This is a genomic window from Leptospira ellinghausenii (assembly GCF_003114815.1).
Classification (GTDB): Bacteria; Spirochaetota; Leptospiria; order Leptospirales; family Leptospiraceae; genus Leptospira_A; species Leptospira_A ellinghausenii.
The window spans coordinates 1,513,047-1,538,246 of the sequence record NZ_BFAZ01000009.1 but is presented as its reverse complement, the minus strand read 5'-3'; the positions used below and the strand labels follow the sequence as shown (position 1 = coordinate 1,538,246).

Annotated in this window: 26 protein-coding genes; 17 read left to right on the top strand and 9 right to left on the bottom strand. The window is 37.7% G+C overall.

Translation table 11 applies throughout. The features are described 5' to 3' along the window. Positions 1-7 precede the first annotated feature (7 nt). Positions 8-565 carry a slr1658 superfamily regulator gene (locus tag DI076_RS15830; RefSeq protein WP_108960702.1) on the top strand — a complete coding sequence of 186 codons (558 nt, stop codon included), beginning with the start codon at positions 8-10 and terminating at the stop codon, positions 563-565. Between the two features lie 13 nt (positions 566-578). Next, entirely contained in the window at positions 579-926 is a 348-nt protein-coding gene (locus DI076_RS15825) for a slr1659 superfamily regulator (protein WP_100725912.1), read from the top strand. Positions 927-946: 20 nt separating this feature from the next. Here DI076_RS15825 and DI076_RS15820 read toward each other — a convergent pair whose 3' ends face one another. Further along, a complete protein-coding gene (locus DI076_RS15820) occupies positions 947-2,113 on the bottom strand; it encodes a GNAT family N-acetyltransferase (RefSeq protein ID WP_108960701.1) in 1,167 nt (388 codons plus the stop codon). A 257-nt stretch (positions 2,114-2,370) separates the two neighbouring features. Here DI076_RS15820 and DI076_RS15815 point away from each other — a divergent pair, with 257 nt between their 5' ends. The 3 genes from DI076_RS15815 to DI076_RS15805 are packed head-to-tail and all read left to right on the top strand — an operon-like array spanning position 2,371 to position 5,302. Then, entirely contained in the window at positions 2,371-3,744 is a 1,374-nt protein-coding gene (locus tag DI076_RS15815) for a PP2C family protein-serine/threonine phosphatase (protein WP_245918471.1), read from the top strand. Positions 3,745-3,750: 6 nt separating this feature from the next. Further along, a complete protein-coding gene (locus tag DI076_RS15810; protein ID WP_108960699.1) occupies positions 3,751-4,686 on the top strand; it encodes an adenylate/guanylate cyclase domain-containing protein in 936 nt (311 codons plus the stop codon). A gap of 31 nt (positions 4,687-4,717) precedes the next feature. Then, the gene (locus tag DI076_RS15805) at positions 4,718-5,302 is read left to right on the top strand and encodes a DUF6272 family protein (RefSeq protein WP_108960698.1); all 585 of its coding nucleotides are present in this window, start codon (positions 4,718-4,720) and stop codon (positions 5,300-5,302) included. Here DI076_RS15805 and DI076_RS15800 read toward each other — a convergent pair. Further along, a complete protein-coding gene (locus DI076_RS15800; RefSeq protein ID WP_108960697.1) occupies positions 5,277-5,963 on the bottom strand; it encodes a TetR/AcrR family transcriptional regulator in 687 nt (228 codons plus the stop codon). The genes DI076_RS15805 and DI076_RS15800 overlap by 26 nt on opposite strands. Before the next feature lie 66 nt (positions 5,964-6,029). On the opposite strand from DI076_RS15800, the gene DI076_RS15795 reads away from it, so the two are divergent. After that, entirely contained in the window at positions 6,030-6,953 is a 924-nt protein-coding gene (locus tag DI076_RS15795; protein WP_108960696.1) for a hypothetical protein, read from the top strand. Next, positions 6,950-7,375 (top strand): ABA4-like family protein, encoded by a 426-nt coding sequence (locus tag DI076_RS15790; RefSeq protein ID WP_108960695.1) that lies wholly within the window; start codon positions 6,950-6,952, stop codon positions 7,373-7,375. The genes DI076_RS15795 and DI076_RS15790 overlap by 4 nt, the downstream gene beginning before the upstream one ends. Here DI076_RS15790 and DI076_RS15785 read toward each other — a convergent pair. Continuing rightward, on the bottom strand, positions 7,372-9,012 hold the full coding sequence (locus DI076_RS15785; RefSeq protein WP_108960694.1) for an ankyrin repeat domain-containing protein: 1,641 nt from the start codon (positions 9,010-9,012) through the stop codon (positions 7,372-7,374). The two genes, DI076_RS15790 and DI076_RS15785, sit on opposite strands and share 4 nt — an antisense overlap. Before the next feature lie 86 nt (positions 9,013-9,098). On the opposite strand from DI076_RS15785, the gene DI076_RS15780 reads away from it, so the two are divergent. From DI076_RS15780 to DI076_RS15760, 5 genes are all read left to right on the top strand, one after another. After that, positions 9,099-9,926: a hypothetical protein gene (locus DI076_RS15780; RefSeq protein ID WP_108960693.1), complete on the top strand. Its 828-nt coding sequence runs from the start codon at positions 9,099-9,101 to the stop codon at positions 9,924-9,926. Between the two features lie 55 nt (positions 9,927-9,981). Beyond that, the gene (locus DI076_RS15775; RefSeq protein WP_108960692.1) at positions 9,982-11,004 is read left to right on the top strand and encodes a zinc-dependent alcohol dehydrogenase; all 1,023 of its coding nucleotides are present in this window, start codon (positions 9,982-9,984) and stop codon (positions 11,002-11,004) included. After that, positions 11,001-11,786, top strand: a complete 786-nt coding sequence (locus DI076_RS15770; RefSeq protein ID WP_245918470.1) for a DUF4846 domain-containing protein — start codon at positions 11,001-11,003, stop codon at positions 11,784-11,786. Before DI076_RS15775 ends, DI076_RS15770 begins: the two co-directional genes overlap by 4 nt. An 81-nt stretch (positions 11,787-11,867) precedes the next feature. Continuing rightward, the gene (locus DI076_RS15765; protein WP_108960690.1) at positions 11,868-12,458 is read left to right on the top strand and encodes an LOG family protein; all 591 of its coding nucleotides are present in this window, start codon (positions 11,868-11,870) and stop codon (positions 12,456-12,458) included. A 31-nt stretch (positions 12,459-12,489) separates the two neighbouring features. Then, entirely contained in the window at positions 12,490-13,302 is an 813-nt protein-coding gene (locus DI076_RS15760; protein ID WP_108960689.1) for a hypothetical protein, read from the top strand. Between the two features lie 93 nt (positions 13,303-13,395). Here the strand turns inward: DI076_RS15760 and DI076_RS15755 are convergent, their stop codons facing one another. After that, a complete protein-coding gene (locus DI076_RS15755; protein ID WP_108960688.1) occupies positions 13,396-15,591 on the bottom strand; it encodes a PAS domain S-box protein in 2,196 nt (731 codons plus the stop codon). Positions 15,592-15,894: 303 nt separating this feature from the next. Between DI076_RS15755 and DI076_RS20180 the strand changes: the two genes are divergently transcribed. Next, entirely contained in the window at positions 15,895-16,074 is a 180-nt protein-coding gene (locus DI076_RS20180; protein WP_167396538.1) for a hypothetical protein, read from the top strand. 605 nt (positions 16,075-16,679) lie between these two features. After that, positions 16,680-17,006, top strand: coding sequence for an ATP-binding protein (locus DI076_RS15750; protein WP_108960687.1), 327 nt, complete (start codon positions 16,680-16,682; stop codon positions 17,004-17,006). Positions 17,007-17,142: 136 nt separating this feature from the next. Here the strand turns inward: DI076_RS15750 and DI076_RS15745 are convergent, their stop codons facing one another. The 5 genes from DI076_RS15745 to DI076_RS15725 all read right to left on the bottom strand — a co-directional run bounded on the left by DI076_RS15745 (position 17,143) and on the right by DI076_RS15725 (position 21,661). After that, positions 17,143-17,661 carry a lipocalin family protein gene (locus DI076_RS15745; protein WP_108961016.1) on the bottom strand — a complete coding sequence of 173 codons (519 nt, stop codon included), beginning with the start codon at positions 17,659-17,661 and terminating at the stop codon, positions 17,143-17,145. 329 nt (positions 17,662-17,990) lie between these two features. Continuing rightward, the gene (locus DI076_RS15740) at positions 17,991-19,256 is read right to left on the bottom strand and encodes a hypothetical protein (protein WP_108960686.1); all 1,266 of its coding nucleotides are present in this window, start codon (positions 19,254-19,256) and stop codon (positions 17,991-17,993) included. Positions 19,257-19,407: 151 nt separating this feature from the next. Continuing rightward, positions 19,408-20,268: an AraC family transcriptional regulator gene (locus DI076_RS15735; RefSeq protein WP_108960685.1), complete on the bottom strand. Its 861-nt coding sequence runs from the start codon at positions 20,266-20,268 to the stop codon at positions 19,408-19,410. A gap of 11 nt (positions 20,269-20,279) precedes the next feature. After that, positions 20,280-20,681, bottom strand: a complete 402-nt coding sequence (locus DI076_RS15730; RefSeq protein ID WP_245918468.1) for a VOC family protein — start codon at positions 20,679-20,681, stop codon at positions 20,280-20,282. Between the two features lie 143 nt (positions 20,682-20,824). Further along, complete coding sequence (locus DI076_RS15725) at positions 20,825-21,661, bottom strand: LEPBI_I2678 family protein (protein ID WP_108960684.1); 837 nt, start codon at positions 21,659-21,661, stop codon at positions 20,825-20,827. A 595-nt stretch (positions 21,662-22,256) separates the two neighbouring features. Here DI076_RS15725 and DI076_RS15715 point away from each other — a divergent pair. From DI076_RS15715 to DI076_RS15705, 3 genes are all read left to right on the top strand, one after another. Beyond that, complete coding sequence (locus DI076_RS15715) at positions 22,257-22,676, top strand: TIGR04452 family lipoprotein (RefSeq protein ID WP_245918467.1); 420 nt, start codon at positions 22,257-22,259, stop codon at positions 22,674-22,676. A gap of 327 nt (positions 22,677-23,003) precedes the next feature. Beyond that, positions 23,004-24,440: a hypothetical protein gene (locus DI076_RS15710; protein ID WP_135358394.1), complete on the top strand. Its 1,437-nt coding sequence runs from the start codon at positions 23,004-23,006 to the stop codon at positions 24,438-24,440. A 62-nt stretch (positions 24,441-24,502) separates the two neighbouring features. Beyond that, positions 24,503-25,135: an HAD family hydrolase gene (locus DI076_RS15705; protein ID WP_108960680.1), complete on the top strand. Its 633-nt coding sequence runs from the start codon at positions 24,503-24,505 to the stop codon at positions 25,133-25,135. Positions 25,136-25,200 lie beyond the last annotated feature (65 nt).

The following is a 25,200-nucleotide window of genomic DNA, read 5'->3' as shown; positions in this document are numbered from 1 at the left end:
GGCAAAATTGAACCAAAAGGCACCCATCATCATCGGTGAATACCACATCATTCCAGAGAATTTGCCTGCGGATGGCCAACTGAGATTGGTATTCCAACCGATCGATATGACCACCTATTGGCGCCGATGTGGTCTCACAGCCAATTTCGTTGCAGGATTTTATTCCTATTGTTACGAAGCAAGTGAAACCAAAGCCAATTCACTTTCCACGATCATCAATGAACTTTTAGAAAATGCCTCTAAATTCTCTAAAGCAAGAGAAGGCAGAATCAACGTAGAATTAAAACAATATGGAAATCTTTTAAGAATTGATGTTTTAAATGTGGCGTCAAAAACCTTAAGAGATAGTTTTGAGCTTTTTGTGAACAAACTCATATCAGAAAACGTGGAGGAGATGTATTTTTCTACACTCGAAACCAAAGAAGATGGAGATACCAAGTCTGGACTTGGTCTTCTCATGATGTTAAAAGACTATCCAGTTCGATTTGGTTATAGTTTCACTGAGATCGATGCCGATACTCATGAAATCACGGTAAGAGCAATTATCAACGTAGAAGAGATATAATAGGCGAAGCTTCATGGAAATCAAAGACTTAGATTACAATATTCAATACGACGAAGCCACTAAGACTGTCAAATTCACTGGATCCATCCGCTTGCAGAACTTACCCGCTTATGAACCTATCAAATTATTTTTAAGAGATGTTGCCAAACAATGCCAAGGGGCACTTCTCACGATGGACTTTCGTGAACTACAATTTGTGAACAGTTCGGGGATCACTACCCTTTCCATGTTCATTATTGATTCTAGAAAAAGTGCAACTTACCAAATCAAAATCCAAGGATCTCTCAACGTTTCTTGGCAGTCAAAATCTCTCTCTAACTTCAAAAAACTTTGGGACCAAGTGGTTTTGGAAATTTCCTAAACCACAAACGTTTTACCATTTTACCTCGAATTACCGCCCATCTCGTACAACCTTCTAAATTCGAGCATGCGGCGGGACATTTCGTTAAATCTTTGCGCTAAAATCACAAACAGGTTGGTCAATAATTTTACCGCTAACGTAGGACTTTGGATTTCTAATTTTTGAAATTCATTGGGTGTGAGGATGAGAAGTTTCGCATGATCTCTTACAATGATATCAGCATTTCGATTGGACTTCGCTACAAAACCAAGTTCCCCAAAAATCTCACCTTGGTTTAAGATGGAAATGGTAGATCGAATTCCATCTTCCCTTGTCACCACAACTTCCACACTTCCATCCAATACACAAAACAAACCTTGGCTTTCTTGGTTTTGGTGGAACACAACATCACCATCTTCGTAATCAATGAGATCGAGCATTGAGAGAAGTTTTTTAGATTCTTCCTCCGTAAACCCTCGTAAAAACGAGAGAAACTGGCTCGGAGGAAGCATCATATCATGAACGATATTTTGCCAAACCTCATCTCCTTCCATTGAGAAGAGAGGCCGAATGTCTTTGTATTCAGGGAACTTGGTTTCAAACAAATGAGCAAGTTCGGTTCCAGCTGGGAATCTCTTCGCCAAACGAAGGAATGGTGAATGAATTTGTTTTAAGTATTCATTGTCGTCTAACAAGAATACCATGGGAATCACAATGCCATATTCAGGGTGGTGGATGTTTTTTTTGTACATCCGGTATCCAACTTGGTTGTACAACCGCACCAAATGTGGATTGGTATCAATAAAATCGATGACGATCCCATTTTCCCTCGCATGTTCATAAATCTTCATACACAGCATACTCGCGGCAGCTGTATGACGGTATTCGCGTTTGACCATCAGTTTGGTCGACATGGATACTTTGTCTGGGTAAAAGGGGCGGAAAAGATCCATTTCATATAAGTCTTCGCATTCCAAACTTCCATCTCGTCGAAAGTTGATACGAACGGTGCCGATGATCTCACCCTCTTCCGTTTCAGCGAGGAAAAGATGGCCCGTTTCATCAAACGGTTCTTTGATCATTTTGGTGGTATGGTCCGCATATTCCTGGACCCTGTTCATTTCTTGAACATATATGTCGTAGCGGAGGTGGTAAATTTTATTACGATCTTCTTCCGTTGTTGCTAAATGGACTTTGATATGACTCATACGCGCCGTCCTCCTTAAAAATTTGAAAAATCATTTGCAATTTATGCAAAATGTATGACGTTATCAGTTAATTTTCCGCATTCTCTAGAACGAAATATAAAGAAAGAAACCTTTACTCTATGCCGCAATCCTCTTCCAACGAAAATCGCTTCGTCCTCTCGGACTACTACAAGAAACAACTTAAAGAGATTGCCTTCCAGGGGGAATTTAGGGCCGAAACCTTCGCCACAAAATTCCGATTTTTTTTCCTGGGGTTTTTGGTTATCTTTGCCACTCTCGGACTACTTTCGGGTCGTCCTCCTGTAGAGTTTTATTACCAAATCTCTGCCATCTTAGTTTTACTCTGTTACAACTTCGTTGTTCTATATTCATTAAAGAAGTCGGGTAAATATCTCAATATATTTAAATTCTCTTCTTCTTTTTTAGAGATCACTCTCCTTACATTTGTTACAGGGTATACGGCTTACTCCCAAAAAAACCCAAGTCTTGTGTATGCAGCACCGATGATTTATGTCTTCTTCATCCTCATCGCTCTTGCATCCATACGTAATAATACTAAGACTATCATCTTTGCAGTGGTTGTGCTCATTGTTGAGTATGCATCGCTCACCATTTATTTTTATCCTGAGATGACAGACCTCAATGCAAAACTCATGGAGTTGTCAGAGTATCTCAAACCAAACTTCTTAGAAGAAAACAGTTCCTTCTTTCTTGTCAGTGCCGTACCGATGGGAATTTTTCTCATCTTACTTTATATGGTCGTTACAGGTGGTTTGATTTTATACGCCATCCTCAACACATCCCGAACCACGCAAGAACAAGCTGACTTAATTTTTAATACAGAAAAACAAGCCATCCTCGAAGAGAACATGCGCCTCGGTATGGAATTAGACGTAGCAAGGCAAATCCAAGCCATGGTACTTCCCCGTAATGAGGAATTAAAACAAATCGGTGAGTTAGAAATTTCCGCTCGAATGGACTCAGCCAATGAAGTGGGTGGGGACTATTATGATGTTGTCCACCATGAAGATGGAACGGTATACATTGGTATTGGAGACGTAACAGACCATGGTCTTGCTTCTGGTGTGGTGATGCTCATGACACAGTCCGCATTTATCACAACGTTACGATCCAAAGTCATTTCTTTACGTGAATCACTTCGGTCCATCAACTCCATTTTGTTTTCTAACATCCACATGAGGATGAATGACATTCGTAACCTAACACTCTCTTTATTTTCTTACAAAAACGGAGTGTTTACAACAGCTGGCCAACACGAAACCATTATGGTATACCGCCATGCTACGAAAAAAACAGAAATCATCGATACTGTCGACAATGGAATGTTAGTTGGTTTAACAGAATCCATTGATGAATTCATTCATGAAAAACCCATTCCTTTACAACCAAAGGATATCATCTTACTTTATACAGATGGTGCAACAGAAGCAGAAAATCCAAAACGAGAACAGTTCGGATCCCATCGGTTGATTGAATCCTTGGAAAAACATGCGGACCTTCCTTCAACGGATGAAATTTTAGCAGCTATCTTCCAAGACATCTATGTATTCATTGATGGAATGGATGTATACGATGACATCACAATCATGATCATGAGAAAACGAGGCTAAGACATTATGGAGAATGAAAAAGTTTTGGAAGAGGAACGAGCCAAATATGCAGAGTTGGAAGTTCTTTACCAAAACATTATTGATCATTCTACAGAAATCGAAAACGAACTCTTAGAAAATAACAAAAAGATCCAAATGTATTTGGATCGTATGCGTCGTTACCTCTCCCCTCAATTGTACGAGATGATTACGGGTGCAGAAGTAGAAACATCAATTTCCCACCAAAGACGAAAACTCACCATCTTTTTCTCTGACATTGTTGGTTTTACTACCATTACAGATTCAATTGAACCGGAAATCCTTTCTGATTGCCTCAACCAATACCTTGATGTTATGTCAAGCATCGCGATTAAATATGGCGGGACCATCGACAAATTCATTGGCGATGCCATAATGATTTTTTTTGGGGCACCAACATTTGAAAATGACAAAGCTCATGCACTAAACTGTGTCAGAATGGCAATTGAGATGCGTGATAGTTTGCCTGCGTTAGACGAGTATTGGAGAAAATCAGGTATCAACCACAACTTAACCTGTAGAATCGGAATCAATACAGGTTATGTGACGGTTGGTAATTTTGGAACCAACGAACGAATGGATTATACGATCATTGGTGGTCCTGTGAATGTTGCTTCTCGTTTGGAACATGCATCCGAGGCAGGAGAAATATTGATTTCAAATGCAACCAAATCACTGATAGACGAATACATCGATACCATTCCCAAGGGAGAAATTGTTGTAAAAGGTGTACATACTCCTATTGAAACGTTTCAGGTGATTGGACTCAAAGATGAAAAAGATAAAAAGGACAATCCATTCTTAAAATTTGATGGAAAAGGTTTCCTTCTCAAACCATTACACTTTGACAAACTCAGCACAAACCCCGAAGAACGCCGATTAATGCAAAATGCATTAGAAAAAGCGCTTGCGGCATTGAAGTAATTCCGCTACATTTCTTAGTTGAACTACGAATATGCGAAAATATGGCAATCTAACTCACACTGCTTTTTCTGAAAAAGAACCAGAGTCCATCATTGAAATCCATTTAAAACCATTGGATTTGATGCGTTACTGGCGCCGTATTGGAATTCTTTCCGATTTTATTGGTTATTTCTACGGGTTTTCGTTTTTACCCAATGTACCAACCGATTCGATGGACATGAAAAATTCAGAGATTGTCAATTCGATCTCCACTGTATTTAACGAACTTTTGGAAAATGCAGCCAAGTATTCATATGATAAAAAAGCAGATATTGAAATTTCTCTGATCCATCGGGGGAAATCTTTTGAAATGTTAGTCCGAAACAAAACAAATGAATCGAATGTGTCTGCTTATGAAACAAGTTTAAAAGAAATTTTCTCGGCAAAAGACTTAGAGAAATTGTACTTTCAAAAGATAGAATCCAATGACCCGGAGTCCAGTCGTTCGGGGATCGGTCTCATTATGGTATTAAAAGATTATCCTGTGGAAATGGAAGTTACTTTAGAAACAGAAGGTGATTCCACCATCATCACAAGCCGAATTGTTTACTTTACAGACGTGTCCCTTCAATCATAATTTCCAAAATCTGTAAAACTTCCTTTTGAAAGGACTTTTTTTCTTCCTCAGAAGATTGGATCGATTTCCATTTCCGTTCATTCAATACGGCAAATCCATGGACACCACTCCAAAAACTCATCATGAGTGTTGCTGTTGGTACTGATTTTTTTAAAACCAATTGGTTTTGTCCATATTCAACAATTCGAAACATACCCATGTATGCTTCATTTCCACATTCTCGTAAATCATCTGACAATGGATCTCCAGAAACATAAATTTCACCACCAAACATAAGTTCTGTTCTACGTGGATTATTGAGTAATAAGTAAATGTATTCTTCTCCAGCTATTCGGACTTTTGTTAGCGGATCCTCTGAACTGTCCCAAGCACGTTTCATCGCAAGTGCCAGTTCTCGAAAACCTTCAGCGACTAATGCTTGCAGCAGGTCCATTTTTTTGGGAAAATGCCGGTAGGGAGCCGTATGGCTCACACCCAAATCAGAAGCAATGTCCCTAAGGCTAAGCGACGAAACTCCTGTTTTTTCCAAAACCTTCCGAGAGTGTTCCAAAACCTCTTCTCGTAAATTCCCGTGGTGGTAACCTGCTGTTGGGGACATAGAAGGTTTAGGGGTGGGAGTTTTCGTTTTTTTAGGTGTTGTTTGTTTTTTGAATGGTTTCATAAAATGTTTACAATGTATACTTTTTATGTTGACAGAGCCTACATCTAGGTTTACACTGTCTACATTATGGAATACACCAACATCAAAAGACAACCACTTTTTTGGAATGGAATCTCAATGGCAGTGCTCACGATAACCATGATTCCCCTGCTTTTATTAGATACAAGAACCCTTTTGGGGGTGAATCTTTGGATCAAACCGATCAAGTTTACTTTATCCTTGGGGATCTATTCGTTTTCAACCCTTTGGGTTTTGGAACGATTTTTGGCAAATTGGAGGTTTAATCGAAACACTCAAATTGCACTCACCATCACCTCTGCCATTGAAATTATCCTCATCACAGCGCAAGCAGCCAGAGGAGAAAATAGCCACTTTAATGTTACCAATGCTTGGAACCAAATAGTGTTTTCTCTTATGGGAACCAGTATTTCCATATTTTGGCTTTTCCATTTAGGAATGATCCTGCCCATCCTCAAACAAAAACAGATTCCAAAGGCTGTGAAGGAAAGCCTACTTTGGGGTCTTTTCATCGCTGGTTTTGGAATGATCATTGGATTCTTTATGACTACTCCACGCCCTGAACAATTGGATCTAATGAAACAAGGAATTTACCAAACAAGTGGATCACATAACTTTGGAAAGGGGGAAGCGGGACAAGGCCTCTATTTTTTTGGTTGGAGTACAGTGATTGGTGACATGCGAGTCCCTCATTTTTTCGGAATGCATGTGATGCAGGTCTTCTTTGTATTGGCTGCTTTTCTTATGCCACTCGCAGAAAGGAAAGAACATAGGATGATCATTCGATTGATTGGAGTTTTTTTACTCATGATGAATGGACTGATGGTGGTTCAAACATTGATGGGTTACTCGATTTTTGGTTTTCATCGTTTTTTTACTGGTAGTTATGGGCTGATTGTTTTAGTTCTGACTACACTCTTCATTCGTCTATTTTCCTCTCCAAAATTCTCTGTGAAAAAGGTAACCACATGAACCCATCTCTTATGTTTACGATTGCCAATTCCATTGCACTTCTATCGTGGATTGTATTAATCCTTACACCAAACCAAAATAAGGTGATACCATACCTACGAGTTCTGATTTCTGGTCTATTTCTGGGAGGGTTATACATTTTTTCCCTATCTCTAGGATTTGGAAAGGCAGAAGGGAATTTTTCGAGTTTGGAATCGGTACGTTCTCTATTTACAAACGATGAATTCCTGTTAGCTGGATGGGTGCACTACCTATCGTTTGATTTGTTTATAGGAACTTGGGAAGCAGAAGATGGAAAATTAAATGGAATCCATCGACTGTATCTTGTTCCCATTCATTTCCTCACTTTCTATTATGGGCCAGCGGGGCTCGTATTGTATTTAGTAGTTAAGGTGATCAAAACAAAACGATTTGGATTCTAACCACCGTACACATCAAGGAGAGAAAGAACCCTTTGGTAACGGTTCTTTTTCTCTTCGTCTGATTCCAATTCGGCAATTTCTAAATTTTCAAAAGCTAAATCACGTCCCGTTTTTTCCTCTAAGGTTTTCCCATTCGCCTTAGCTCCCGATTCTAGTAATAAAGCAAGGACAGAAGAATTTCCAAATTTACAAGCTTCGTGTAGAGCTGTACTTCCAATTTGATCCGTTATGTGAATGTCAACACCTGCTTGGATGAGTCGTTTTGCTAAACTTGGTTCTCCAAAAACAGAACACCAATGGAGAGGTGACATTCCATTTACCGATTGTAAGTTTACCTGAGCACCACGTTTGATGAGTTCATCCATGAGTGTTGTTTTCTCTTGCAAACGTAGTTTGTTGTCTTGGCATAATTTGAAGATGGCAGATTCTCCGTTTGCATCTAAAATATTGGGGTTTGCCCCTCTTTCCAATAAACGCATACATGATTTGAATTTAGATCTTACAAATGCCTCTTGTAATAACGTAAATCCAAGAGGATTGCGAATGGAATCTTTGATGATATAATCTAAGGATCCAACCGTTCTTACAAAAGAATCCAATAAATAAACGTCATCTTCATCTAACCAATCTAAAGTTTTGTCTTCATTTTTTGATTCTAATTGATTTCCTAAGTTTTGGTGGTATTCTTCGGGAAATTTTGATTTGAGAATGGGAATAAAGATTGGTTCGGACTCTGAATGGCAAACAACATCATGAATGATGTGCCAATGGTTTGCATTTGGTTTTAATTGGTTGGAGATTAAAAAAATAAATGTTTCGTTCAGTTTTCGCTGTGTGAGCTGGAATTTTGATTGGATGTTTGCTTCTTTGAAATGTACTTCCGAAATTGTTGTTTGGTTTTCGGGCCAATGGTACATCACAAGTGTGAGTAATTCATCTTTTTCCTTTTCTGTTAAGGATGGATAATGTTTTTGTAATAATAAAATATTTCCAGACAACGCATAAATTTTGGATGCTAAATAAATTGAGATAAAATCGGGAAGTTCTTTGTTTGCTACGCCATATTCATCAAACTCAATTTTATAAACATGAGTAGCAGTAAAACTACCATGTAAAAAGGTATTCCACTCATCAGAAATTGCTAAATACAATTTTCCATTCACAAGTGCATGGTCATAATTTTCTACCGTTAAGGAAAGTCTAACGGGAGAAGTGTTTACATTATGATTGATGATGATACTGAGAGTTTTGGAAGGAGTCGTTGTTGTGATGTCATAATCAAAATTTTTTAAACGAACAATTTCAGGAAGTCCAGATAAGGAAATCCGAACATCATCATCGTTTCCCTCTTCGTCTTTCAAAAAAACTAATTCTTCATTTGACCACTCCGATACAAAGTTTGTCGTATACCTTCCAAAAATTTGTCCTTGAAGGGTATGGTTGGGAATTTGACCAATAAAATTGAGATCAAATAACACGAGTGAGTCGGATCTTTCTCCAGTGAGGTTCTTTCGGAAATCAAAATGGTTCCAAATGGAACATTTTTTACATCGGTATTTTCCTTTTTTGCCTTCCAGTTTGGATGAGGAAATGGAATGACCACTAAGACAATTGGAGCAGGATAGAATCGTTTTCATATTTCGCTTGTTCCGATAAAGAATCTAAGAGACTTTACCATGATCAATCGAAAATTAGAGCCTTTAAAACATTCAGGTAGGGATTCATGGGACAAAATCAATATTTAATAATAGGTGGTTCGGGGGAAGCGGGACAAAGTGCCATCCAAGCCATCCGTATCTCAGACCCAAATGCCTTTATCATTACATCCACAACAACAAATGAACCTGTGTCGAATGCAAATCTGACCTTATTTGGAAAACGAGCAGAACCTGGGCTTACAAATTCCATCTTAGATGATTTTGAAAAACATGGAAGATCCAAACAGATTAAGGCTCTCATTTACACACCGGCACTTGGTGAGGTTGGTTTTCCCATTGAAGAAAGTACAAACGAACAAATAATCAATACCTTAGGAATTTGTTTGGATCCCATGGTGAGTTTGGAAAAGGAATTTGCACCGGAACTCACTGTCGCCTATTCAGCGTTTTATTGGCTAAGCCATACTCTTGCATTCTATGGATCCATGGGAATTGCAAAGTACAAGGCCGATCTCTGGGCATTGGAGAATCCATCAAAACGACGTATTGTGAGAGCAGGGACATTTTTTTCTAAAAGTGTAAGAGGTATATCCATCGTATTACAAAGGACGATGAAAAAAACAAACCACCCTGACCTTCTGCAACTTAAAAACAAATTTGAAACATCTAACGAGAAGTTTATGGATTTTTTCCTTTCTTATGCTTGGGAACACGAAAAAGAATCCTTTCAAAGCCAATTTGGCACTCCTTACAGACCCACTGCGAGAGAAGACCTTACACGAGGTCTCACAAAAGCACTACAAACCCAATCACCAATTGTCACTGTCCTTGGTGACTGGACTTGGGAAGAAACAGAGATGCCAAAATTGCCAAACTGGTTCCAACAATTTTAGTTGCCAAATTTTGAGACAAGGTCAAAGGTAGACCGTTCGGTATACGGAGCTTCATATGTTACGACTCGTCTTTCGGAAAAAAGGGATCCTTGAATGGGAAGAAGTAGAAACCCCTACTATCACAGGTGAAAACCAAGCACTTGTAGAACCCATCGCCATTGCTCGTTGTGATTTGGATTTACCCATCGTACGAGGAGAAACATTATTCCGTGCACCTTTCCCCGTAGGACACGAGTTTGTTGGTCGTATCAAATCTCTATCGGACGAACTCAGTGGACAATTCCAAATTGGATCAGTGGTTGCAATTCCTTTCCAAATCTCCTGTGGTACATGTCCAACGTGTTTATCGATACATACCAATTCATGTGAAACAGTTCCTTATACTTCAGCCTATGGAATGCCACCTGGTGCTCACAATGTAGGTGGTGCCATATCGGAACTCATCAAAGTTCCTTACGCAAAACAAATGTTACTTCCCGTGGATCCTAAGATTAACCCTGTTGGCATTGCGAGTCTCAGTGATAACATTGCCGAAGTTTGGAAGTTAGCAGGTCGATTTTTAGAGCGAAAAAAAGATCCAAAAACTCTAGTCGTTGGCGGGAATGCGGGGAGCATTGGACTGTACACAGCTCTTTACCTCCACCAAACAAAAAAAGCGGAAGTATTGTATGTGGACACGGATCGCAGTAGGATCGAACTTGCCACATCACTTGGAATCCCTGTGACACATGTAACTACGTTCCCAAAACCAAGTGATAAGTTCGATTTGGTTTGTGACGCATCTGCCACAAAAGAAGGTTGGGAATTTGCCACTCGATCCATGGGAAAAAATGCCATCCTCAGTTCGGCATCGATCTTTTGGACCAATCGTTTTGAAATTCCTTATTTGGAGATGTACAACCAAGGTGCGGAAATCCATATCGGCAGAGTGGAATCACTCGATTCCATGAAAGCACTTTACCCTGAGATCCAAAATGGAATGTTTACACCGGAAAAAATTGTCACAAAAACTGTTTCCTTTGCAGAGGCAAAAGAAGCATGGTTGGAAGAATCAATCAAACTGGTGGTAACTCGTTGAGATTTGGAATCTGTTTTTCTATCTTCTTTCTTCTGATTTCATCTATTTTTTCGGAATCCATACAAGAACGTTTCCAACCACCTAACGGATACAGTCGAATAAGTTATCCAAAAGAAAGTTTTTCCACTTACCTGCAAAACTTTCCTTTAAAACCAAAAGGAAGCCCTGTGTTTTTGTTCAATGGAACTAAAAAACAAAATCAAGTCCATGAAGCTGTGTTAGATTTTCCCTTACTGGGAACAGACCTCATCCAATGTGCCGATGCGGTGATGAAACTTCGTGCAGAGTATTTGTATTCGCGAAAGGAATGGGAGAAAATCACATTTACCATCAGCAATGGAATGTCAGTTCCTTTTTCTAGATTTGCAAAAGGTGACCGAGTGGTTGTGAAGGGAAATAAAACCAGTTGGAAAGTAGGATTCGCAAAAAAAGGAACAAACCGCGATGTGTTCGAATCCTATTTACAATTTATATATAATTATGCGGGAACCATCTCACTCAAATCAGAACTTAAGAAAAAACAACTCCAAGATTTGGAACCAGGGGATGTATGGATACAAGCAGGTTCACCAGGGCATGTTGTGATGGTTGTAGACAAGGCCCAATCAAAAGAGGGAAACACCTTATTTTTGTTAGCACAGAGTTATATGCCTTCTCAGGAAATGCATATCTTAAAAAATGATACAACCAATTCCCCTTGGTTTGCCTTACCGCAAGGAGAATTTTTTGCCACACCTGAATGGGAATTTATGACTAAAGCATTTTACGGTTTTAATAAATAATCTTACTCCTTTCCCAGTTTCAGATTCTAAAATACAGTTTTCACTTTGCAATTCCTATGGAACTTACATATTGTCTTTCAGATGGCTCTGATAAAAAACATCGCAATTTACTGTGGTTCCTCTTCTGGCCTGGACCCTTATTATCACAAGGAAGCTTACCATTTGGGTGAAATTCTTGCAAAACACCAAATGGGAATTGTGTATGGTGGTGCGAGTGTGGGACTAATGGGAGCTGTGGCGAACGGATGTTTGGAGAACCATGGTAAGGTCATTGGTGTGATCCCAACGTTTCTGAAACGAAAGGAAATCGAACATTTGGGACTTTCAGAGCTCATCCAAGTGGAATCGATGCACGAAAGGAAACAAATTATGTTTGAACGTTCTGATGCTTTTCTTGTGTTACCTGGTGGTTTTGGAACCATGGAAGAGTTTTTTGAAGTGGTCACTTGGTCACAGCTGGGACTTCACAACAAACCCATTGTATTATTGAATTGGAATGGGTTTTATGACTCACTTGTCCAAATGTTCCATACGATGGTGGATTCTGGTTTTTTAAAAAAGGAAAATATGGATCTCGTGATTGTCCTAAGGGAGACCGAAGACTTACTCACTCATTTGCAGAACTATTCTCCGTCTAAGACAGAGAAATGGTTGTCGGAAGATACCATTTAATGAAGATTCTTCGGGAAGGAAACCTAAGTTTATGTTCTCTTGGTCGCATTCAAAACAGACTCTAAAAATAGTTTTTGTCCTGATCGGGATTTCCGTTTCGATCGGATTCATTCCCTCTCTTTTTGCGAATCCCGATCAATTTGATGGAGACATTTACTACATCGACACAGTGGGCCAAAATCGTCCGAGGCCACCGCAAAGACCACACCCGGATCTACATGTTCCTTCCGTTCCTGTAAAACAAGATGTCACAGCATTTTCCAATTGGCCTACCGATAAAACAGCATACCCTTATCTCCAAACAACCATTAACTTTGTGGAAGGCCATTTGTCTTTTAAGGCATTTTTATCCGATTCTTCAGAAGTCTCATATTCCACAAGAGGGGAACACATTCGTTATTCCAAATGTTTCGGTGACCTTTGTATCATCGTCTCTCAAAAAAACTTGTTAGGTGTGAGTAATTCAAGTACCGAATGGGAAAAGGGCCATATCTTTGGCGAAGAACGTTACCAAGTTGCGATGGGTCACAAAGCGGCCCTAGTAGCAAGTGACCGCAAACTCTACCTATACAACAGTTATACGAACCATTGGGAAACCATCAGCCTCGAACAAGAATCTCTCAGTGCCTTTGCCAACCTCTATGACAAAGTGACCATCATCACAACACGTCGAATTGTTGTGATAGACCTCCCAACCGAGATGCAATACGAACAAAATTTACTCCTCAGGCGAATTTCTCAATTTGAAATGAGAGATGGATTTATCAATTTTTATGCAGGAAGTAAACTTTGGATGTTCCGCCACCAAACAGAGGCATTCGAAGAAGTGGATTTAACGGATTAAATGGAAAATTTCTGATTTGATTTTATTACACTATCCGTTTGTGCTTCTGATGAAATAATAAAAGTTTTCTGCACCATTTCAAACACTAACTCTTTACATTTTCGGAAAGTAGAGTTGAAAACTCGTGCCTTTTCCAACTTGACTCTCTACTTCAATTTTACCACCCAAAGATTCGATTTGGTATTTTGTTAGAAAAAGACCCATGCCCTTCCCTTCTATATTAGGATGGAACCGAGAATTCATTTTAAACATTTTGTTTCGATATTTTTCCAAATCAATTCCAATTCCATTATCGGTGATCATCAGTATGACAAACTCTCCCGATTCTTTAGCTTCGATTCGGATATACCCAATACTTTTATCAGATATATATTTAAATGCATTGGATAAAACATTATTAATGATGCTTTCAAAATAAACCGGTATTGTATGAAGAAATAAGTCGTTTGGAATGATTACATCAATTTTAGTATGATGCGATTTATCAGAAACATATAACAAAAGTAGATTTTGAATTTCTTTTTGAACTTGTATTTCTTTTTTTACTAGCGAATTAGAATCTTTCTCAATTGTTAGCAATTCATTTAAATTTTTCATCATGTGATCCAACTGTTGTGCGGAAGATTCGATCATCTGAACTAAAAGTTGATCACCAGGATCATCTTTCAGTAAATTACACAAACTAAGTATATTTGCAATCGGTGCTCTAAGGTTATGAGAAGTGATATAGGTATACTCTCGCAACCTTTCATTCTGCCTATTTGTAACTTGAACCAGCGATTCAAGTTCTTTATTTTTTGCGACAATGTCTGATATATTTCGATTGTAAATTACAATCCCATCTGTAGTAGGCAAAACGATGTGATGAAAATAACCTGGCGTATAGTATCCATCGGGAATTGTATAGTCTTGTTCTAGTGGTTGTTTTGTCAGAAAAACTTCTTTATACTGCTCAAAAAACCCGTTTTCTAAATTGATAGGATATAATTCACAAATTCTTTTTCCAATTAGTTCTTCTTTTGGGACTCCTAAGTTTTTTGAACCTTTCTCATTCATTTCATTGAAAATGAAATCGATAATCGTTCCATGATTGTCTTTCACAACAGATAAAAAATAAATTGATTCAAGAGATGCTTCTAAAGAAGCTTTAAATCGTTCGTTACTCTCTTTGAGCTTTGTTTCAACTTCCTTTTCAATCGTAATATTTTTAGATGCTCCAATCAATTTGGATACTTTACCAAACTCGTCATACAATGGCTTGCTATAATCTCGAATCCAAACTACTTCACCGCTTTTTGCTAAAACTCTGTATTCTGAAACACCTACCTGACCTTGGAGAATTTCAGAAACCCGATTTCCAACAATACCTAAGTCATCCGGATGAATGATTTTGATCCATCCCCCAATATTTAGAATATCCTCAACTGAATAGCCTACAATTTTTGAGAGATTCCCTGAGCTCCAATCTGCAATGATTTCACCTTCAATGATTTTTGCCGTATAGATATAATCCGATGTGATCTCTGTGATTAATTTTAATTTTCCTAATATATCTTCAGAATCGGTGATATCTCTTGCAACGGCAACAAGTTCGTTTATAGTTCCATATTGATTTCGGATCGGAGTTTTGACGGTATTAAAATAACGAACGAAACCATCTTTACCTAAATGAGGTTCTTTTTCTATGGTAACTTGTTTGCCATCTTGGAAAACAAATGAATCTATTTTGTGATATTCTTCAATGAATTCTTGTTTGTTTTCAGAAATATCATATGTGCCTATAAGATCAGATTTTTTGATACCAAAGTAATCTGCGGATGCCTTGTTCACATAGGTTATTTTGAAATTAGAGTCTTTACAGAAAATAAGATCAGAAATTGAATCCAGTATCTGCGAATAATAATTTTCTGTTTCGTGAATCGAATCGGATATACTTTTGTGATGTGAACTTTCTAAAAAGCTAAATATAATGTATTGAATCTCATCAGATATAGATTTTGAAATGCTAAATTGGGCTACACCTTTCAATATTGATTTGTTTTTTTTTATTGCTTCAAGTTCTCCGATATAAGAACCAGTTTTTGTAAGGGAATCGATCAAATTTTTTTGATCATCAGAGGGTATCCAAAACTCGTTTGCAAATTTACCTAACACTTCTTCTTTAGATGTATAACCCAAATAACGTAGAAATGCATTGTTAACAAAAACAATCTTTCCAAGTGGATCTGAAATCGCGATAGCACTTATGGATTCATCTACAGCTCTTTCAATGATTGATTTTATATCCATCGTTGAGTCCTTTTATGATCGTTGGTTCTTAAAAAGTAAGACAATTAGACTTACAAGATAGCTTAGGTTTGATCGATGAAAATACAAACAATCTAATCTGAATTTTGCCAAGACGAAATTGGCGTTTCAGATTGGAAAAGCAATTAAGAGATAAACATCACAGTATTTTTTAAGAAAAAATACTGTGATTATTTGAATCATTCAATAAATTCGATGAAAATCATTGAAATGTCAAATCCAAATGAAATCTAAAATCAGAATTTTAATAATTTATTTCCAAGTTTCTTTGGTTTATTTTGAAACGTGAATCAATCCATGCAAACCATTCCCGAAAAGGAAATCGCTCGCTTACTCCATTTAGCAGAATTAAGCTTAGATTATGTTTCCTTAAAAGAGGAATTTAATGGGCTTACGGAATTGGCTGCAGGGATCACAGGAACACGCATTTCCCATATCAATCTGATTGGTGCGTTTCACATCTAGAGGTGAAAGACTTAAAGTCGGACCCAAGGTTCAAAGAAAAAGGATTTGTCACTCAAAGTCCTTACTTTAAATACTATTACGGAATTCCAATTGATTTATAAGGATACAATGTAGGTTCCATCTGCGTAATCGATACAAAGGATAATTCAATTTCTCCAGATAAAATCATACTTTTAGAAATCATCGCTAAAGAGGTGACGGAGCGTATCAAACACAAAAACACCATTCATCTAAAGACAGAAAAGAATCTCAAATTATTGAGACATTATAAAATGTTAGCTCATGACATTCGTAGCCCCATCGGTGGTATTTCGGGATTAGCCGATATCATCCTCTAACAAGAAGATGATTTATACATGACAGAATATTTTTCTAACATGAAATTGATGAAGGAAAGTAGTGATTCCGTATTGAATTTGGCGAATGATCTTATGAGCGAATTTACGGATGAAGGTAACTTGAACAATAATATCACGATAAAGGAATTTGCCGAACAATTGTTAAGTTAATTTCATGCACAGGCGCAAACGAAACAAGTTACCATCAGAGTAAACATAAATCCCAATTTATGTAAAAGGAAAATTCCTAAGAATAAATTCTTTCAAATGATAGGAAACCTAGTTTCGAATTCAATTAAGTTTTCACCGATGAAAACTGAAATACAGATTCATTATGATAGCATGAATTCAGAAACGCAAACAGCTGTCATACGAGTCAAAGACTTTGGAATTGGAAAGACAACAGAACAAATCAATAATGTATTATCAGACAATGTAAATTCAACCATAGGGACAGCGGGGGAAGTTGGAAACGGATTTGGAATCAAATTCGTTAAATTACTTGTCGATGAATTGAAGGGAACATTTTCAGTCATATCGGATTCAGGGAAGGGATGTGAATTAATTATCAACATACCCTTTGTCATTTCATAAGCAAGTCGGGAAATAGTAATTACCTTGAATCTATACAATTCTTTTTCCCTTTCCAATCACAGGCGCGGGAAGTTGAACAAAATTAATTTCTCTATTGTTCGTTCACAAAGCTCTCATAAAGGGATTCATTGTATTCTTACTTTCTGGAATGCTCTACAAAAATCAGCTTGGAAGTATCAAAACCAAGAGCGGATGCCTTAGCCATAAGGTCGTCGGTGATTTTTTTCGAAATCTCTGGAGTCCTTGCCATGATCCAGAGATATGATCTGTCGGGACCACAAACAAGGGCATAACCGTAATTTGTTTTATCAAGTTCAACAATATTGTAGGTCCCGTAAAACGGCCCAAAGAAGGAAACTTTTAGTAAACCCTTATCAGGCGTATCCTGAAAGAAGGCTTTTCCTTCAATTTCTTTCCATTCCAGTTTTTGCTTATCATATCCACGGTTAATGACTTTTACTCCGCCATCGTCGCGTTTTGCATATTCAGCGGTGACATCCACAAGCCCCCTTTCAAAAGAGTGGTCAAGCCTTGCTATTTCGTACCACTTCCCAAGATACCTCTCAAGCTCAAAGCCCTTCACGGTACAAACACCTTCAGGGACTGAAAGACACCCAGTAAACAGTAAAGATAATAACAAAAAAAACTTCTTCATATGATGACTCCGTATGTATATATGACGAATCATTTTTAAATTCCAAATTCAGATCTAAAGATTGTTACTTAAATTTTTTCTTCTATTGAAGGGAATATCAGAGGAGGTGCTTCCAGTTTTTGGATATTTCATTTACAAATTTGGTTTTGATTTGATTCAGTTTCAAACCGCTGCTAGATCAAGATCATTGATCTCTGGTTAAAAGGTTATTTTGAAAGGAAGGATAAAAAAGTGTATTTTGATACAATCGATTCTTTTCTAAGCAAACGACCAAAGGACTCTCAGCTAACGCCGAATCCAACTGGCCGTTTACCTATCTTTCTAATCTCTTATGTAAAGATAGACACTACCCAAGAAATTGCCTGACCAAAAATGTTCTCAGTTAAGAATTTTTTCAAATCAATTGGATTTCTGTTCAGTGTATCGTAATACCAAGCAGTGTATTCACTCACTTGTGGGATAGTAAATCCATAACGAGTGTTTATCGCTTTGATTAACTCGTTTGCAAACAATGAGTGACCATACATGTTCGGGTGAACTCCGTCAAGACCAAATACACCTGGTTGGTTGGGAACTGGCCAGTTAGCACGTGCACTACCTGGAGACCATCCAGAAGCACTTTGAATGGGTCTTCCGTTTTCTTTGATGTCATCAAAGATCACACGTAAGTCAGCCACTGCAAAACGCATTGTTGCTCCTTGTGCTTTGATTTCATTGTTCAACATGTTTAAGAAATTGGAAATGGTTGTTATTTCGTTTGCATCCAATACTTGGTTCGGATCAGAAACTGAATTTCTAAAAAATGCTTTGAGTCCAGAATAGTTTGCTCTACCGTTTGGATCTTTGTAACTTTCAAGGAAGGCAATTGCTGTTACATTTGGAACAGTAAAGATTACTCCACCTTGCAAACTTCCCATCGCAGCCATTCTACGGAAAAATTCACGAATGTCTCTTTTGAATCGTGTTTCGTCCAAACAATCGGTAGAAGTATGAAGTGCAGTACAAAGAACGTGGTTAGCACCAGCAGAACCAAAAAGGAAAGTTGGTTTTACTTTTTCCATGACTTGTGCTTGTGTACCCGCATCACGTAAACCGAATCGGTGAAACTTATCTGGTTCCTTACAATCAGCAACAGTCACCCAACGGTAAGTGTACCAATACCATTCTTTCCAATACCATTCTTTCTCTTGTTTGGTGGCAGTGATGTCTTCACATTGACCAGAAGTTCTGAGAACAGTTGTGTACTCCGCACCAGTGATACCAGCATGAGTTGGCAGGGAAACGGTAGACTGATTTCCCCCAATGATACTTTCCGCAATACAAAAAACACCGCAGTCCCATTTAAGGACATCCTCTAAGTTAACGAATGGTCCTTTCAGAACATTGTAAGATACCGAGGCGCCTGCTTGTTTTGATACGAGTACTGGGTAAGCCCAATCTTGTGTTTTTTTCTCAACGGTCACACCGAAGAATCCTTGGCTCAAGGAATCCCCAATCACACCAACCTTTTGGAACATCTGGCTTTGTGTTTGCGCGGACAAAGATCCTGCAAATACCAAAGCGAGCACCAAACCGAATGTTTTTTTTGTGTTCATATTTCCTCCGAATCGGAACATTTTTCACATAATCTGAACAATTAAGACATTTTGGTGTCTTTTTTGAACGAGTGTCAAATAATTAATTCCCGAACCAGAGATATTATTTGAACCAAGTTCAATGTTTTGGATGTGTTCAGAAAGATTCGGATCAATCTCTCAGCGCAAAATAAAGGTCTGTAATGGGAGTTTCTTTTGGTTCCCGTTTCAAATAAACTTCAAAGGGAGCATCATTCGCCAAACGTCTGTAAAAATGTGGAAAAAATTCGTTAATGACTGCATCATAAACTCTTGGAAGTTTCTCATATGCCAGGCGAACTCGAATTTGAAGCCTTTCGCCACCCTGTACAATTTGTAGCCCTAATCCGTTAGGACATTGTGTATGAGAAGAAACAGGAATCCCAATATCAAATCTGATTTTATTTGGATCGGTGATGTCTGGGTCGTCCTGCGAAATGCCAATCCATTTTTGATCTTTGGCGTCTTGATTGTGCTTGGAAAAATATTGTTCAAATGGTTGTATAAAAGTTAAATCCTTAGGAAATCCAGGCATCTCTTCGTATGGTCCGATATGTCGTTTGTAAAGCAGATGGAACGAAGAGATCTTTTTTATACTGATATCTTTTCTTTCAATCCCAAATATTTTTAATGTTTGTAAACCATCAAATTTCCTTTGTTTTGTTTGGAATTTCTTTCTATAGGCGGCTGGAGTAATTCCCAAGGTCTTTCGGAAAGCTTTTGTAAATGCCTCTTGGCTAGTATATCCAGTTTCTAAAGCAATCTCTAAAATCGGATATGAGGTGGTTTTGATTTCAAAGGCAGCTTTTTCTAAACGCAGTCGCCTAACATAGTCCTTAACATTTTCCGACTGAAATCGAGAAAACAATCGATGAAAATGCCAAGGAGAATAGGTAGAAAAAAAGGCTAATTCGTTTAGTGCAAATTCTTTGGAAAGATTAGATTCTAATTTTTCCCAGATTGGATATAAGAATGAATCTTTCTTGGAAATCAATCCACAAAAGTTTAGCTTCTCATTTGCACGAAGTCAAGACCGATTCCATTAGGATCGATCATTGTAAAATGTAAATCGCCCCATTCTTCTTTAGTGATTGGAAGATCAATTGGCGCTCCAGCTTTCACCATTTGCGCATAAAGTGTCTCAATCTCTTCTGATTCGATGATAAGCCAAATCCCTTGACCAATATATGGTTTCTGAAAATAAGACTTCCTTACGACTGTTTGGTTAGGCAACATAAACGCAATCTCTCTGTCTTCTTTTTCGGGATGTGACAAAAGAAGAAACCATTCCGATTCAAATTTAACTCGCCACCCAAGCCATTTTTGGAAAAACTCCTTCGATTCTATCAGTTTTTCGGTAATGATACCGATTTGGTTGATCCCTGCTGTTTTTATCATTGGATTCATACTTCTCTCCTTACGTATCCAATCATAAGCAATTTTGAAATACGTTTTGGATCGAAATTGCGATTTTTTAAAATCGAATCAATGCACCTTCTAGAGACATACATCCTGCTAGGAGCCAGAATGTACGCCATCGTAAGTTAGTATTACTGAGCGAGTAGGTCTTGGAGTCCAAAGATTCCATCACAACTACCAGCGATGCGATTGGAAAGCTGAGCCCTTGGCAAAAATCCTTCTAAAGATTTGGCACTCGGTTCATTGATATGGATGAAACGAAAGGATGTCGCCTTTTTCTCTTTATCGATGAGTCCGCAAAATGCGCCAGCTCCTCCGCCAGGGATGGTAAGAATCATTTCTCCACCTTTTTTTGCCGTATAGGTTGTGATCGTATTTCCACTTCGTCTAGAAGTTTGATACACACCCTTGATTCGGTAGGTACCGGGACTTAATGTTTTTACATTGGATTGGTTTTGAAAAATACTTGTGTATTCATCGTTGGCATTGGGAATTACATTTCCTTTCTCATCCAATTTCTCAATATTAACTGCACTAAGATTCGAATATGTAATCACTACCGGAATTTTTGATGACTCATCGAGAACAGCTTTGTATTTTTTTTGAGTTGGTGAATTTAAATCAACTTTGTATTTTTCATCACGGATTAAATCTGCTTTAATATTGAGTGGAGTAAAACTATTAAAAACACCTGCTAGATAATCAATTCCAAATCCAATGGGAGCTCCGAGTAAAAACAAAAAGTTTCCCCAGATCCATTTATTTGTTCCCTTTTTTAATTCGATTACTTGCGGTGCATATCCAGTTTTTTCGATCCGTACTGTCTTTTTTTCTACAACATCTTTTTTGGGAAACCCAACATCTTTAATGATAAAGGATTCACCAATCTTTTCATCATCAAGAAAAATATGACTGTCTTCTGGTCCAATCACATTCAAATCTTGGTTTCCTTGCATAGCATACTTCATGTAAGTTGCACAATTTCCTGTCAAAAGCATGCAAAACAAACAAAATATAGAAAGAAGAATATTCAATTTAATTTTCATAGAACTAGTGTTAATGATCAGTTCAATTCTGACAAACAAATAAATTTGTCACCAAGGAAGATACTGTTACATATGGTTCGACAGGTCTACCACAGGTGGTTGGGTTGAGTGGGTGGTAGGTGATAGGTGGATGTAAATCCCAAAAACGGGAGAAATTGTAGCATTTAACATGATTTTTTCGGTTATGAATGCATTTGAATTGCATCCGCAATTGATCTTTGATTGTCTGATCCCACCTCCTAACCTACAGTTGCCGAAAGTTTCAGAATCTGGAAACATTCTCAATTACAAACCAAAAGATATTGACTCCATAACCTCTTTTGAATTTCTAGCTTAACTTATATTCCGCATCATACTATGGTTTTCATGTTAAATATACCAAAACTAACTATTTTTTTATGCATCTTTTCGCCTGATCTTCATAGACTTTACTTTCGAGTTAGGTGGCCGTTCTATTTTATCACCTGACTCGTATTTTGTGGTATTTTTCTTTTGACAGAATATATCTTATATCAAAATGTTTGCATATATGAAAAACCTAACATCAAAACTTTTTCTAATCTCAATTTTTGGATTTTTGATTTGTTGCAACCAACCAGTGATTGGCGGTCTCAGTTCTAAAAACATCACTGGCAAAGAAGCACTCGAAAAACTGATAAGCGCAGGGACACAAATTGACACTCTCTATTTTAGGTCAACTTCGTCCTCATCTTCCTCTTCTTCATTCAGTTACACTTCTGCATCCTTATTAGCCAACTTATTAAATGGGGCTCTGATTCCAATCGCTGCTGGACTAGAAGATAATAAATACTATCTAAAGGACGGCGTAGACAAATGTGTAACTCAAATCTATGCATTCGGTCTCGTATTAGATAATTTTGTGACAGTCGGTTTAAGTTGCGATATCAAACCTGCACCTGTATTTGCTCTTCCATGATTGAAATGTAGTTTTTTTGCCTATCCAACTAAAAGAGAAATACTTTTAGTTGGAATTTGTAATTCAGTATTCCCAAGAATCGTAAAACCATAAAACGAAAAGATGGAATAAAATGAATTGCAGATCCAAAGATAATAAATTTAAGTTTCAACTGATCATAAAAATGAAACTCAGAACTAAGACAATTGTACTACGATCATGACATTCCGATCCATGAATGAAAAAAAAATTGTTCTTTTGCTCATTGTTTTTTCCACTTTTTTTTCATTTTGCTTGGGAATCTTCCAAATCCATAAAATTCATAAAAAAAATCTGATCGAATTAAAAATGGAAGTCGATCCGCAAACATTTTACGGATTTGATTTCCATTTTTATGGTGATGCTGGATTTAAATGGATCCAAATCCAAGATTTAAAAGCTAAAAATTTTAGAGATATTACCTGTTCCTATCCTGGGAAAGAATTTGATCCTAATTTTTCTCAGATAAAAAAATCAGGAGTGTTCACAGTTCAAAACGGTTCCTGTTATTATCTATTTCCATTCGCACTTTCTTATATTATGTATTTACCAACTATTTTCAGTGGGCAAATCGGAATCGTAGTTTTCCAACACATACTTGTTGCTTTCATGCTATACTGGATGTATCAAATTGGAAAAATCCTCAGGTTAGATTTTTGGAAAATTTTGCTTTCGATGGTCCTCATTCGATTTGGAACTTCCTACGGAACATCTGTTTTTGATTTAGAAGAACATATACTGACAGGTTTTATATTCCTCTTTGCTATTTATAGGTTATTATTAAAACCTAACAAACTACAAATTTGGATGAGTGGATTTTTCATTGGTCTTCTCTTTTTATTCAGACCAGAAACATGTGTGAATTTATTGGTGTATCCATTGGCTATTTACAATCTTTCAGTGGATCGTATCAGAGAACCCATGAGCCAAGTGATGATTGCAATCTTTGGAATTGTTTCCAGTATTCTTCCTATTTTGATACTCAATCAAGTATTGGTACACCATCCACTTGGGATAAAAGCATTTGATCCCATACACTATGTTTCGTTTGGAGAGAGAAGTTTAGGCCTCATTCGAAATCTATTTTTTTATTCTCCATTTTACTTTAACCCACTATTGTTTCAATTGCCTATTTTGGTATTTGCTTTGTTTCAGTTCCGATTCCATCGTTATCAAAAGGAAAGGTCTGAAATTAAATTTCTGTATACATTCCTTTGGGCTCTTCCCATCTTAATACTTGTTTCACCCACATCGGCAACTTATTATTTAGGATTACGATTTGCCTATTTTTTATATCCCATTTTAGTCATTTTAATTTTCCACACGGTTCATCTGGGTACGTTAAACAAAAAAATCGGATTCGGCCTTCTTTATAGTTGGAGTATTGTCACTTTCATCATGAGTTTCAATTTTTCCTTTTTAATCTATAAGGGTTATGATTTAAACTACACGTTATTAAAACAAAATAAAACTGAACTTGTTTTTGTCCGAGATATGGGAGCTCTCATGAGTCTATCCGATTTGTATCTGTCGGGTAAAAATATATTTGCCTTTGAAGATAAATCGTTCCTCGAAATGATCCAAGAAGTTGGTAAACGACAACCAGGTTCAGAGTTCAGCATCATCCAAAGTAGATATTCTAGCGGACCAATTCCATTGACTCAAATTGCAAACGAGTACACCCTAAAATCAAAGATTGAGAATCCAAGCATATCCATTGATCAGTATGCCCCAATCAAACATTGAAGATTCAAACCAAGAATCAAGTTACCTTGATGTTCATTGGATTCTCTTTCGTCTAACAATCAATGTTTTCGGATAAACCAGTTTGGATCTGGAAGGGAAATCCAGAATTAGTTCTCCTAGAACTGGTAGGTCTCATCTTATTTTTTTACTTTGCCTTTCGGATCAGTGCCTACTTCACCCACCGGTATGAACTCATCCAAATGCATCGTAAACGCCTCGACCGCCTAGCCTTCCGCGCAGGTTGTAACCAAGTGGAACGTTCCCTCCTCCAAACCTTCTACAACCAATTGGACAGACACCACCGTGTGATCCTCGCACACAATCATGCGAAAGAATACTTACGAGCCCACCTCTTACAATTTGTTTCACAACTCGACCAAAATGAAGAACAAACCTTCTTATCCCTCGTGGCCAAATTTTTGGGAACTGCCCGCGAAAAATCACCAATCTTTGGGGTCCGAGAGTTTGTTCTCGTCCATTGGGGAAAGGATTCTTACTTAGCACAAGTGGTCGACCCTGGACTCACTGACGTCAGAATCAGGTTCAGTCCAACCAAACGAAACAAGGGCGCACCGAACCATACCAAGATTACGGTGTACAGGGAACCCAAAGGTTTCCAATCCATCCATGGCAGTGTGCAAATGGAGACCAGTTCCACCTTCTACTTCCGCCCAAACCAAAGGCCAGAATCTTAATGAATGAAAAACGGACCAATTCCGATTCTCGCTTGAAATATTCTTTCCTCGAAAATTAATGTGAC